Raw genomic sequence first — 12,763 nt, 5'->3', positions numbered from 1 at the left:
TTCTTTCCGATACTTTGATTTTAGCTAGAAAAAGCCCCCTCCTTTCTCTAAAATACAGCGCTTTAACTTGTGGGCAGATTGCCATGATTAAGACTCCTTATTACCTTATCGACAAAGCCGCACTTCTCAAGAATCTTGAGAAAATTGCTTATGTTCGTCAGCAATCTGGCGCGAAGTCTCTACTCGCTTTGAAATGTTTTGCAACTTGGTCTGTTTTTGACCTTATGCAGGAATACATGGACGGCACGACGTCTTCTTCTTTGTATGAAGTGAAGCTGGGTAAAACCAAGTTCCAAGGGGAAACCCATGCCTACAGCGTGGCCTATGCGGATGATGAAATCGCCGAAGTGTTAGAGCATTCCGATAAAATTATCTTCAACTCCATTGGTCAGTTCACTCGCTTTAAAGACGCCAGTGAAGGCAAAACACGCGGTCTTCGAGTAAACCCTCAAGTGAGTACATCTGAGTTTTTAATCGCCGATCCAGCGCGTCCATTTAGTCGTCTTGGCGAATGGGACCCAGAAAAAATCGAAACCGTGATCAATGACATTTCTGGTTTTATGTTCCACAACAATTGTGAGAACGATAACTTCGACCGTTTCGATGAAATGCTTACTCTGATCGAAGAGCGTTTTGGCCATCTTATCCAAAAAGTGAAATGGGTCAGTTTAGGTGGCGGTATTCACTTTACAGGCGAAGGTTACCCAATTGACCAATTCTGCCAACGCTTGAAAGCCTTTTCAGAAAAATACGACATTCAAGTCTATTTGGAACCAGGCGAAGCCTCGATCACTAAGAGTACAACGCTGGAAGTGACTGTTTTAGATACCTTGTTTAACGGTAAAAACTTAGCTGTGGTAGACAGTTCCATTGAAGCCCACATGCTGGACTTATTGATCTACCGTGAAAATGCTAAAATGGCGCCTTGCGATGGCGAACACGAATACATGATTTGCGGAAAGTCCTGCTTAGCAGGAGATATTTTCGGTGAATTCAAATTTAAGCAAGCATTAAAAGTGGGTGACCGTTTGTCTTTTGAAGACGCTGCGGGTTACACCATGGTAAAGAAAAACTGGTTTAACGGCGTAAAAATGCCTTCTATTGCCATACGTCAATTGGACGGTAGCATTGAACTCGTTAGAGAATTTGATTACAGCGACTTTGAACAGAATTTATCTTAATTCTGTCCGACTCAAACCTTGGAGAATAGTTTAATGAAAAAGAATGTCCTAATTATTGGCGGCGGAGGCGTGGCTCGTGTTGTAGCCCACAAATGCGCCCAACACAATGACACACTGGGCAATATCGCAATTGCTTCGCGCAGCGTTACGAAATGCGACGATATTGTATCCAGTGTCCTCGACAAAGGCAGCATGAAAGTTGAGGGCCGCATTCAAGCATTCGCCCTAGACGCTCTTGATGTCCCAGCCACTGTAAAATTGATCAAAGAAACTGAATCTGAAATCGTGATCAATGTGGGTTCTGCTTTTATCAATATGTCTGTATTGGAAGCATGTATCGAAACGGGTGCTGCTTACCTAGACACAGCGATCCACGAAGACCCAGCAAAAATTTGTGAAACACCACCTTGGTACGCAAACTACGAATGGAAACGCCGCGATTTATGTAAAGACAAAGGCGTAACCGCAATTCTTGGCGTAGGTTTTGATCCAGGTGTGGTAAACGCGTACGCGGCACTTGCGTACAATGATTATTTCGACACAGTTAGCGATATCGATATTATCGACATCAACGCAGGCAGCCACGGCAAATACTTCGCGACCAACTTTGACCCAGAGATTAACTTCCGTGAATTTACCGGTCGTGTTTACTCTTGGCAGAATCGCGCCTGGCAAGAAAACAAAATGTTTGAAATCAGCCGAACAGACGACTTACCAGTCGTTGGTAAACAAACTGCTTACATGACAGGCCACGACGAAGTTCACTCTTTGTCTCAAAACCTAGACGTGCCAAACGTACGTTTCTGGATGGGCTTTGGTGAGCATTACATCAATGTTTTCACTGTATTGAAAAGCCTAGGTTTGCTTTCTGAGCAACCAGTAAAAACCGCTGAAGGTTTGGAAGTTGTGCCTCTTAAAGTGGTAAAAGCGGTTCTTCCTGATCCGTCTTCTTTGGCTCCAGATTACACAGGTAAAACCTGCATCGGTGATGTTGTGAAAGGCATCAAAGACGGTAAAGAAAAAGAAGTATTCATCTACAACGTAGCGGATCACAAAGATGCGTACAACGAAGTAGGCAGCCAAGGTATTTCTTACACTGCGGGTGTTCCACCAGTTGCAGCGGCTATCCTTGTTGCTAACGGCACTTGGGATGCAAAAGAAATGCGCAACGTAGAACAGCTTGATCCAAAACCTTTCCTAGGTTTGTTGAACGAGATGGGGCTACCAACTCGCATTAAAGATGAAGACGGCGACCGCCCTTTCACTCTTTAAAAACGAACGTCTAACGTTACGTTGAAACAAAAAATAACCCCGTCATTCTTAGAGTGACGGGGTTATTTTTTATCTATTCAATGCTTAACTTTATCTATTCAAATTCTACTTTGCGCAATGATAAAACTATTGGTTCAAGGTCTGCGCAATGTTGTTCGCCATTGGGTCTATCACATCATTAAACCAACTCTCTGATAAAGCCTGCACCATAGCAGCATAACCGTCCGATGTTAGGCTCTCTGTCACATAAAAAGTTTCAGAGGCAGACAGCACACCTGATGCCGACATCAACTGCCAACGTCCAGAAATATGAACCATGCCTTTTAGATCAGCATAGAAGTCATCCACTTCTATGTTCAAAAGCGCAATAGCCTCCGCTGGTAATCTTTGACCACCAAACCAAGTCACATTTGGCAGGGCTTTTTCTAGGCGCTGTTGAGTCAATCGCGTCAATTGCGGCGACAAGGTTTCCGCCCATAAATTATTCGCTGATCTGTGTACTTGGCCTTCTTCAGTGACTAATACGATTTCATTGCCTGCCAAATAATTCGCCACGGAAACAGGCATTATCTGTACAAACATATCTTCTGTGGCTCTTGTTTCCACCTTCATAATGTCGGCATCTATCAGCAAGTATTCGTTGCTTGGCGGTGTTGTACTCGCACAAGCTGTCACCAAGCCTGCAAGCGTTAGTGTTAAAAAAAGTCGCCATTTCATCATCATAATTTTTGTCTCTTTTCTATTTCGCTGCTTTCGGCTCAATGTCCGATCGTGTCTGACTATCAAAGATCAAGGTACTTGGGTTCTCTCTCAATTGACGTAACAAAGGTTGAAGCTCATTCAATGCTCGACCTAACGACACCATATTTTCTCTTAATGGTCGGCCGATTTGTCCATTGGCTTGGTAAGTTTCTAAGGTCAGATTGAGTTCTGCCATCACCGCAGAAATGTCTTCAGGCAATTGCTGAGTTTCCGACTTTTCAAGCAACAAGGTCACGGTTTCACTCATTTCTTGAAGCTGACGCAATGTTTGGTTTGCTTCGCCCATAGTTTGTCCAAGCTGCTCAAACGCGTCTTTTAGCGGCACTTCTGCTAGGTTATCCAATAAATTAGACACCTTACTTTCAAGATTGGCAAAAGAGTCTGGCCCTGTTGGAAAGACCTGATACCCTTCTAATTCTTGAAGCTCCGCTGCTGGCGGGTTATCCATGAAATCAAGGCTAATCACTTTGGCTGCATTCAAATAGTTACCGATTTCCAATCTTGCTCTAAGACCTTTTTCGATTCGCTCTTCCAGCAAGGCTTTCCATTGTTCTACTGACTGCCCTTCCGGCACACTAAAAGCGTTCAGACGTTGTGGCTCAATACGAGCAAGCACAGGAATCACTGGGCGATCTTGAGACACTAACGCATCGACAGATAAACCATTAAACGGCACTTCTAATACACTTCCTACTCTTACGCCTCGGAACTCAACATCAGCACCCGCGGCCAAACCACTCACGTTAGAGTCGAACAAGAAGACATACTCTGCTGCTTGCTCGTAAAAATGGTTATCCGCATCGGTTTTGGAAGCGAACAAGGTGAAAGCTGTTAAGTCTTCTACCGGTGTTCCAGATGTTTTCCCTTTGCCTAAACCAAACGAAATACCACCAGATAAGAAGGTTTCCAAGGAATCCAACTTCACTTCAAACCCTTGTACTGAACTTCTAAAAGACAAACCTGGCGTTATCCAAAACTGCACCGAGCTGTTCACTAACGCATCGTAAGGAGGCTGTACAACAATACGGTAAGTAATGGCTCCGGTGTTGGTATCAAAGCCGATTTCTTCCACGTAACCCACTTCATAACCGCGAAAATGCACCAAGGTTCCAACGTCCAGCTTTGCGCTGTCCATACTGTGCAATAAGATACGAATGCCTTCTTCGTTATTCGATAAAGGCGGTTGACTCAATAAAGTAAAACTCTCGCTTTCTCGCCCTTGCTCACCTGGCGACATATCAATATAAGCACCAGACAATAAAGTCCCCAAACCACTGACGCCATCTTTTCCGATGCGCGGTTTCACCACCCAAAACTTAGCGTCTTCCCTTAACATGCCTTGAGTGCCTTGATTCATTCGGACTTTAATAATGGCGTTGTCATAGTCATCGCTCAAACGAATATCAATCACTCGCCCCACATCGACATTTCGGGCTTTCAACTTTGTCTGGCCTGCTTCTAAACCGTCTGCGTTTGACGCGACCAAGGTAATAATCGGGCCTTGGCTCGACCAATTCTGATACAGCATCCAACTGGCAACCAGAATCGCCACAATAGGAACCAGCCAAATAGAGTTAAAATGCACTCGTCTCAGGCTTTCGATATTTTTGCGCTCTTCCATCATTCTACTTCCTCTGACAAAGACGACTTCACTTCTCTGTCTTTGTCCCATAATAATCGTGGATCAAACATCATCGCGGCTAACATGGTCAAAATGACCACAGCGGCAAAAGACAATACGGCAGGGCCGGGTAAAATTGAGATCAAGTTCCCCATTTGTACTAAGCCAGTCAAAACGGCAACGACAAAAATATCTATCATTGACCAGCGCCCAACTACTTCCGTCATTCGGTATAACTTAATTTTCTGCTGGGTTTCACGCTCTGTCGGCTTGTATGACTGCCAACACAACCAACTGAGTGAAAATATCTTTGCAAGAGGTATGACAACACTGGCGAGAAAAATCACCAAGGCGACAGGATAAGATCCCAAAGACCAAAGTAAAAAGACACCACCCATAATCGTAGATGGTTCAGAGCCGCCTAAAAACGTCGTCTGCATAATAGGAAAAACATTCGCCGGAACAAACATGATAATAGCGGCAATCAAAAAAGCGATGGTGCCTGCCAAACTATTAGGGCGGCGACTATGAATCGAATGGCCACAACGACTGCAATGCTTGGCATGACCTTGTTGCGTTGCCCCACAGAAATGACAGCCTATTAAATCTTCTTCCACTGCTGTGGTATTTTCAGCGCTGATAGCCTGCTCTGGCCCCGGCCCTGCGACTTTATTCCACAACCAACGCCGATCTACCAAACTGATGGTTTTGACCAACAAAACCACATAACCGCAAAAAGCCCAAAAAGATAAGCCCAATTCAATATCGGCAAGGCTGTTCATTTTTACTAGAGCCACCAAAGCCCCAACGAGAAATACATCCACCATTAGCCATGGCTGAATACTAATCACCCAACGAGTAAAGTAACGCTTTAAGGCACTATTAATATTGTTATGTATAAAGGACCAAATTAAACAGGAAATAGCGAATAAGTACGCGGCAGGAAAGACAAACAGCGCCAGACAAACAATCGCACTCAAGATTAAATAATCTTGCTGAATCAATACGGTTACGACATTAAACAAGGTAACACTGCGTTCAGCACCATTGGTGGAAAAGCCCAGAAAAGGGAAAATCAGCGCCAGTGCCAACATAAGAAGTGCCGATCCGGCGGTGCCTAAAATTCGCCCATAAGCATGTTCGTGTACATTCAACAGAACATGCTGGCAACGCTCACACTTAAAACGCTCTCCCCCTTTTAACGGCGGAATGCGGTGCAGCAAATCACACTCTTCACAAGCAGTCACTGTTTCATAGAATGACGAATAACGCATACCTTCCCAACATGCTTTCTAAACAACCACTTCTATAGGTAACATAAAAATATGACAAATAATCTCACTCTAACGATTTAACGTTTGTTGAGTTTGGTATTGCAGCGGCGTGGACTTCCAACCATCGATACTGGTATCAACATCTGCACCAATACTCACATCCACATTAATTGGATCAGAACTGGTCATCAAACGATATAGGCTCATTCCCATGTCACTCATGCCAATAGACAAAGGAATGGTGAGTCCGCGTTTTTCACCTTGTGGTAAGTCGATGGCTTTTATATTGCCTTGCCCGATTGGCTTGCCTTCTATCGCCAACGCATAGTTCAAGTTGTTTAAATTAAGATCAAACACATTCGGATTGGTGACCTCCAAATCGACACTCACTTGAGCGCCACTTAGGCCAATTGAATCCAGATTGAAGTTTTTCACTTCCACTTCTGGTTGCTTAGGCACAGGTAAAACACCTGCATAATCGACAGGTATATCAATATCGCCTAGAACAGGTAAGTTAATCGCGACCTTACCTTCAATGCCATAATCAACTTCGGCTTTATCACCCAATCCACTGACACTAGCGAGCACTTGGTCAAAGGTTAAAGTCACTGGCAACGTCATGTTATTGCTGCCTTTTGCTGGTAAAGACAAGCTTGCATCAGGCTGAGCAATGGTTGCTATCTTGCTCTTGTTAATCATTAAATCCAGATCAAACCCAGCGGTATTCAGTTTGAACGAGTTTGGGTTAGCGACATTTACATCCACCAGCAAGGTTACTGCGTCAGTGGATAAATCTTTAATAGACACGCCTGTCACGGAAGCTTCTGGCTTTTTCACATCCAATGTTTTTTGTAACGCGGAACAGCCCGATAGAAACACCACCAAAGCAATGAAAAATAATCGACTCAACCCCAAACCCTTCTGAAAAGACATACTCAATCCTTCACTTTAAAACATTTCTAATTGTTTATTTTTTGACAACTTCTGGCACAGAAGCTTGAATAAATTCCGGCAGAGCAAGCACCAGTTTCGCTCTCATTTTCTGCCAATAAATAGACAGTAATAACAAACAAGCGCCCATTACCACGCCCGTCACGGCAAAGCTGTAACCAATACCACCATAGCCTTCGATCAAGCTCGACAATGCATAAATCACATACACCAATGACGACACCATAAAAGCACGACGATCAATGGAAATCGACACCAAGGTCATAAACACATACAGCAACACAATCATGAGCATATTCGCGAAGCTGTCATTCCCTTCTAATACGCCAAGACTTGAAAAGATAGGATGAATAATCAAAGGAGCCGATAAAAGGTGCAGCCAAAATGCCACATCGGATTTTCTGGTTGTGCGGGTTCTATCGGACGAATCCCAATACATGGCGCATACGAAAGCGATGCAACCGCAGAAGAAAACTGTCGCCATTAAAATGCCTGTACTTGCTGGAAAAATGCTCACAACGACAGAAGCCAACAAGGCCAAAGCGGCTCCTGTTCCCACAGCAATCGTGACAGGCACCTTGAAACGTCGCCAATGTAAATACGCCGCAAGAGTAGATAACGCCGTTGAAATAACCGGTGTTGACGTCAACACACTGCCAAACAAGGCTTGTGAAAAGGCGAATACGCCGCCGACAAACGCCAGCAGCAACACAATCGCAGGCAGTGCCATTTTACGTTTTAAGATGAAGACTTCCGCCAATCCCCAAGATAAGCCAGCAAACACCAAGTAGCCTAAAACGTCACTTACGGAGCCCACCACCCAAAGAGATGAAAAGAGTAATAAAGCGCAGGCAATCACGATAAAAATATCATTGAAACCACCAACCAAACGAAAGTTCTCTTCATCCACTGCAGGCGAACCATTGGATGATGACACCATGTTACGAAATGCCTCTACGGACTCAGGCGAGAAAACCTTTTTCTCAATCGCCCGATTTAAATCTTCATCTGTGTACATAACATCCTTTAGAACTGAAATAAGACAGGTTCAATCCAATATAAAAAAGGAACACCGAAGCATTCCTTTTTCACTTATTTATGGCCTGCAGCCGCACCGTCACCATGATTTCCACCATGACTATGCGGTCCACCCGGCATAAGTACGCAAGCAGTTACACTAAAAGATAAGACAACAAAAAATACAGGTCGTGCTAAAAACTTAATCATTTTCATAAAAAACCTCCTTATAAAGATTCAAAAACCAATAATAAAAGCCTAAGAATAGGGATACAAATCCAGACTTTTAAATACCTTCAAATATCCTTAGTACGGAACAAAAGCCCCATAAAACTTACATAATTTAGCTCAAGCCTAAGCTTTTCTGCCCTTTGGTGGACGCTGCCCTTTGCCTGCTGGCTTGCCTCTTCCAGAAGGCTTGCCGCCATTTGGCTTACCACCGCTAGGAAACTTGCCATTTCCCGCTGGCTTTTTTGAATCACCAAATGGGCGTTTGTCTTTTCCTTTGGAAGATCCCGAAGGCTTTCGATCATCGGGTCTAGGATGCTTGGTATTGCCTCTTGAGGCTTTGGGCTTTCTCCCATCGCCAGACGTTTTAGCGGGATTGTTTTTGGATGGATTGTTTTTACGTGGCGCATTGCGAGACTTTTTGCTGGCGCTGTACTTTCTGACGAAGAGTCTTCTACAGCTTTTAATAAAACCGCTAGCTCTTTTTGAGTTAAGTCTCGCCATTCGCCAACGGGTAAACCTTTGAGGTTCACGTTCATAATACGTGTACGCTCTAGCTTCATAACTTCGTAGCCAAAATGTTCACACATACGACGAATCTGACGGTTTAAGCCTTGTACCAAGGTGATATTAAAGACGTTGGCCGCCACTTTTTTCACTGGGCATTTCTTGGTCATGGTGCCAAGAATAGGAACGCCGCCAGCTAAACCTTGGATAAAGTCGTCTGTGATCGGTTTATTCACCGTGACTAAATATTCTTTTTCGTGATTGTTACCCGCACGCAGTACCTTATTTACAAGGTCGCCATTGTTGGTCAAAAAGATCAAACCTTGGGAATCTTTATCCAAGCGGCCAATAGGAAAAATCCTCACGCCGTGGCTAACAAAATCAACAATGTTATTTCGCTCAGAGCTTTCTGTGGTACTGACAATCCCAACCGGTTTATTCAAGGCGATAAACACAAAGTCATCTGCATCTTGTGGCTCAATCAATTGACCGTTTACTCTTACCGTATCGCCCGCCATGACTTGGTCGCCAACTTTGGCGCGTTTGCCATTGATAAAAACATTGCCTTGCTCAATAAAGCGATCGGCATCTCGGCGAGAGCAAATACCGCTTTCACTGATGTATTTATTTAAACGGGTGGAGGAAGCGTTAAACATAGAGTGTCGTCTTTTATCTGTTAGAAAATCGTTTAAAAAGCCAAAAACGAGAATGGCCGTATTATATAGGAAACCATGACGACATTTTAGAAGAGAAGAAAACTAATCCACGAATATTTCTGTTCTTTATTGATGAGTTCAATAATAGGACGTGTCTACATTTGAAAAGCCAAGGAACACAGACATTCACTTGGCTGTTCTTTGGCATGGAATGACATTCATGAGCAAAGCCATAAATGCTTATAAGGCTTTACGTTTAGAACGGATAAATATCGATCTAACCTGAGGCCAACGGCTAGTTAACATAGCAATAAAGACCAAAAAGCAGCCAATCGTCTGCCCTATCGTCATTATTTCATTGAACCAAAGCATGGCAAAAATCGCCGCCCAAACCGGCTCTAAATTCAGAATCACCGCACCATGACTCACGGGCGCTAAACTCATGGCATACATTTGTAATAAGTATCTCAAACTGGTGGAAATTAATGCGCTGCATAAAAGCCAACCCATAATATTGATACTAATACCCGACGGTGTACCTTCCACAAATAAAGACACGATTAACAGCAAAACACCCGTTGTTGTCAGCTGAATACTCGTTAACACCAAAGCGTGCATACTAATCAGAAAGCGAGATAACAGGTTAAGCTGAAAAGCGACACAAATCGCCGTTCCTAAAAAATACAGGTGAGAAATTTCCAGCTCTAAGCCATCGCTGAGTGCTAAAAAAGCGAGCCCAAAAACAGCAATAGGTAGCGATAACCAAATACTTAATGTTGGGCGATCACCAAACAGTAACCGACCAATAAAGGGAACGAAGACAACACCAAGGCAGGCTATAAAAGCCCCAACACCCAGATTCGAGCTTTGTTTGAGACCCATAATCCAAAATAGCATGGCCATCGCCATAACCGCGCCAATTAAGATAACAGGAAATACTTCACGCCATTGCACACCGTGGAAATACTTTTTCCCGATAAGCAATAAAGCACCGCCCCCAATTAAAAAGCGCATAGCGATGAAAAATAAAGGCGGCATTCCGGCGAGGGACTCTTTTGAAAACACCCAACCAAGTGCCGCAAAAATAGTCACCAATATAAGAAGCAGTTCTGCTTTAAACGCAAAATTTTGATTCAAAATGTATCCTTACTTATTTTTATAATTGATAAAGAATCTATCTAACAAAGAACTCTGTGTCACCTTTCCTATACATTGTCTCTTTTTAAGCAACGGCCTCTCGGTTCGTCCCCTTCGTGCAACACAAGATCCGAATGCAAAAACTCAGCAGCTTCGGCTGAACCTTCTACTTTCACCGCACTTCGTTCTAGCATCTCAGCTTCAAATTCAGTTAAGACGCTTTTTCTCAAACCGGCTTCTCGCCATTGAGATAAAGACCAGCACCCCTTGGTAATACTTCTTGCTAAGGCTAATGCGTCTAACAAGGCTTGGTTCGCGCCTTGTCCTTTGAATGGACTCATTGGGTGCGCAGCGTCTCCAATCAAGGTGACGTTATTGCCTTTTTCTAACCGTTCCGATGTGAGTAACTCACGATCATAAACAGGATAACCCGATACTTGCGCAGCTTTTGTTGCAGATAAGATTTGAGGAATAGGAGCATGCCATTGGGTTCGTCGACAAGCTTCTTCTTTCAGCGCTTCAGGGCCTTTTGCACTCAATGCTTTGGCATCCTCTTCTGACATAGGAAAACTCAGCTGCCACATAACCGAATCCGCAGAATACGGCATCATGTAGATTCGCTCGTTGCCATTGGCTGTTTGGAAGACAGTCGCTGAATCCAATAAATCACTTTCAACGTCTTCAAGCGCACTCAAAGGACAAATCCCTAAGATGACAATGCAACCTAAATAACGCAAAGGCGTTGTCTCTTCGCCAATCAACTGCTTACGCACCACACTGCGAATGCCGTCTGCTCCGACCACCAAATCCGCCTTGGCTTGCTTCTTTTCACCATGAACAAGAAACGTCAACTCGACGCCGTCTTTGTTATCCGTAAAATCAAGCAGCTGATGATTCCATTGCACGCTAGCATGACCTTCCAACTGCCCAAGTATGGCCAAACGCAAAGACTGTCGAGCAATGTGCATATTGGTTCGTTTTGGCGATGTTTGTCTTGATGATTGTGGGTTTGTAGCGTCATCGGACTGCATCCATTTACGCATACCCCATTCGCCTACGACCTTTCCTTCTGGGGTATGAACCAAGTGTCTTGTGGACACAACACCATCTTTTAATGACGTAATACCCAAACCTTCAACCGCTCTTGTTGCTTGCTGCAAGGTCAGCCCATAACCCTGAGAGCGAGCATCAAAACCACTGTCTCGTTCATAAAGAGTAAAAGGAATACCACGGTGTAAGCAGGCTACAGCCAAAGCCACGCCACCAATGCCACCGCCAATAATGGCAATATGAGGATAGTTGTCACTCTTGGAAGACGGCGGGTTTGGCGCAGGTAACACACCCGTTCCCGCACACTTTGAGCAAGACTCAAGGTGACCTTTAGGACGTACTGGCTCAACGCCTTCACCGCCCGACTTTTCATATTCGGCCAGCTGTTTTAGGTAAAGCAAACGCACTTTTTTACGGAGTCGTCGACTGCGTTTCCCCTGCCCCTGACAATCAGAACACGCTTCCCAGCTCGCTTCTTTATTCACTTTTTACAACTCATTAGGAATCGAATTCCGCGTGTTCATCAATGATGTCTGCTTCATTGGCACTGTGAAAAGTCACGGTAAACCAATCTTCTTGTTCACCTGCACAAGGGAAATGCCAAGTATTTTTTGGCACCACATCCCAGCAATCTGTATAGGGCGTCGTGCTGTCAACTGGACTATGAATCGCACAAGGAGAAAAGCTTTTATCAATTCCACCTGGTTGAGCAGAATGAATCGCTCCCTTGCCTTTATAAGACACCAAACGCTGAATACTATTGCGATGGATTTCCGCCTTTGGCATCTGACAACCCGCCTTCAAAATGAAGACTCGGCACAGCCCCACTCGCCCTTTTTCTTCAGAAGACAAAGACGCTTCAAAATGCGTAATCGGCAAATTGTATGAAACATAAGGCAAGGCATAATCTGGCTCATCAAACTGAGCTAAAGCACGATTGAATCCGTCTTCGATTAACGCTTGAGTCTCTGCATTTTGAAACACAAGAGCATGAAGCTGCTCGATGAGTTGAGCATCGCTATTACTGACTTTTGGCAAACTAAAGACCTCTTTACTGCAAACAGGTTATGTCATATTCGACAAGATAAAACGTTCAATCTCTTCATT

The 12,763-nt window shown here is 44.1% G+C and carries 11 protein-coding genes and 1 pseudogene; 2 read left to right on the top strand and 10 right to left on the bottom strand.

Annotated features, from left to right (window positions below; all coding sequences use genetic code 11):
• Window positions 1–83: 83 nt before the first annotated feature.
• A complete protein-coding gene (nspC, locus tag AC0L46_RS13395) occupies window positions 84–1,181 on the top strand; it encodes a carboxynorspermidine decarboxylase (protein WP_414681071.1) in 1,098 nt (365 codons plus the stop codon).
• Window positions 1,182–1,214: 33 nt separating this feature from the next.
• Window positions 1,215–2,453, top strand: coding sequence for a saccharopine dehydrogenase family protein (locus tag AC0L46_RS13390; protein WP_473504256.1), 1,239 nt, complete (start codon window positions 1,215–1,217; stop codon window positions 2,451–2,453).
• Between the two features lie 126 nt (window positions 2,454–2,579).
• Here AC0L46_RS13390 and AC0L46_RS13385 read toward each other — a convergent pair whose 3' ends face one another.
• The 10 genes and pseudogenes from AC0L46_RS13385 to AC0L46_RS13340 form a co-directional block, all read right to left on the bottom strand.
• Entirely contained in the window at window positions 2,580–3,176 is a 597-nt protein-coding gene (locus AC0L46_RS13385; protein WP_473504254.1) for a PqiC family protein, read from the bottom strand.
• 16 nt (window positions 3,177–3,192) lie between these two features.
• Window positions 3,193–4,839, bottom strand: coding sequence for an intermembrane transport protein PqiB (gene pqiB, locus AC0L46_RS13380; protein WP_473504252.1), 1,647 nt, complete (start codon window positions 4,837–4,839; stop codon window positions 3,193–3,195).
• On the bottom strand, window positions 4,836–6,110 hold the full coding sequence (locus AC0L46_RS13375) for a PqiA/YebS family transporter subunit (protein ID WP_473504250.1): 1,275 nt from the start codon (window positions 6,108–6,110) through the stop codon (window positions 4,836–4,838). Before AC0L46_RS13375 ends, pqiB begins: the two co-directional genes overlap by 4 nt.
• Before the next feature lie 69 nt (window positions 6,111–6,179).
• A complete protein-coding gene (locus tag AC0L46_RS13370) occupies window positions 6,180–7,043 on the bottom strand; it encodes an LEA/WHy family protein (RefSeq protein WP_473504248.1) in 864 nt (287 codons plus the stop codon).
• Window positions 7,044–7,077: 34 nt separating this feature from the next.
• Window positions 7,078–8,079, bottom strand: a complete 1,002-nt coding sequence (locus tag AC0L46_RS13365) for a hypothetical protein (RefSeq protein WP_473504246.1) — start codon at window positions 8,077–8,079, stop codon at window positions 7,078–7,080.
• 74 nt (window positions 8,080–8,153) lie between these two features.
• Window positions 8,154–8,294 (bottom strand): hypothetical protein, encoded by a 141-nt coding sequence (locus AC0L46_RS13360; RefSeq protein WP_473504244.1) that lies wholly within the window; start codon window positions 8,292–8,294, stop codon window positions 8,154–8,156.
• Window positions 8,295–8,432: 138 nt separating this feature from the next.
• Window positions 8,433–9,469: pseudogene (gene rluF / locus AC0L46_RS13355) on the bottom strand (23S rRNA pseudouridine(2604) synthase RluF).
• Between the two features lie 240 nt (window positions 9,470–9,709).
• Entirely contained in the window at window positions 9,710–10,606 is an 897-nt protein-coding gene (locus AC0L46_RS13350; RefSeq protein ID WP_473504242.1) for a DMT family transporter, read from the bottom strand.
• Window positions 10,607–10,674: 68 nt separating this feature from the next.
• Window positions 10,675–12,141, bottom strand: a complete 1,467-nt coding sequence (locus AC0L46_RS13345; protein ID WP_473504240.1) for an FAD-dependent oxidoreductase — start codon at window positions 12,139–12,141, stop codon at window positions 10,675–10,677.
• Window positions 12,142–12,154: 13 nt separating this feature from the next.
• Complete coding sequence (locus tag AC0L46_RS13340; protein WP_414681081.1) at window positions 12,155–12,694, bottom strand: hypothetical protein; 540 nt, start codon at window positions 12,692–12,694, stop codon at window positions 12,155–12,157.
• Window positions 12,695–12,763: the final 69 nt, after the last annotated feature.

This window comes from Marinomonas sp. 15G6-16, assembly GCF_055809555.1.
The sequence above is the reverse complement of the archived record's forward strand: the minus strand, read 5'-3'. Positions and strand labels throughout refer to the sequence as shown.

What these genes read in the sequence shown, in the direction of transcription:
- nspC (WP_414681071.1), top strand. Translation starts at nt 84, where the DNA reads ATGATTAAGACTCCTTATTACCTTATCGACAAAGCCGCACTTCTCAAG.
- AC0L46_RS13390 (WP_473504256.1), top strand. Translation starts at nt 1,215, where the DNA reads ATGAAAAAGAATGTCCTAATTATTGGCGGCGGAGGCGTGGCTCGTGTT.
- AC0L46_RS13385 (WP_473504254.1), bottom strand. Translation starts at nt 3,176, where the DNA reads ATGATGATGAAATGGCGACTTTTTTTAACACTAACGCTTGCAGGCTTG.
- pqiB (WP_473504252.1), bottom strand. Translation starts at nt 4,839, where the DNA reads ATGATGGAAGAGCGCAAAAATATCGAAAGCCTGAGACGAGTGCATTTT.
- AC0L46_RS13375 (WP_473504250.1), bottom strand. Translation starts at nt 6,110, where the DNA reads ATGCGTTATTCGTCATTCTATGAAACAGTGACTGCTTGTGAAGAGTGT.
- AC0L46_RS13370 (WP_473504248.1), bottom strand. Translation starts at nt 7,043, where the DNA reads ATGTCTTTTCAGAAGGGTTTGGGGTTGAGTCGATTATTTTTCATTGCT.
- AC0L46_RS13365 (WP_473504246.1), bottom strand. Translation starts at nt 8,079, where the DNA reads ATGTACACAGATGAAGATTTAAATCGGGCGATTGAGAAAAAGGTTTTC.
- AC0L46_RS13360 (WP_473504244.1), bottom strand. Translation starts at nt 8,294, where the DNA reads ATGAAAATGATTAAGTTTTTAGCACGACCTGTATTTTTTGTTGTCTTA.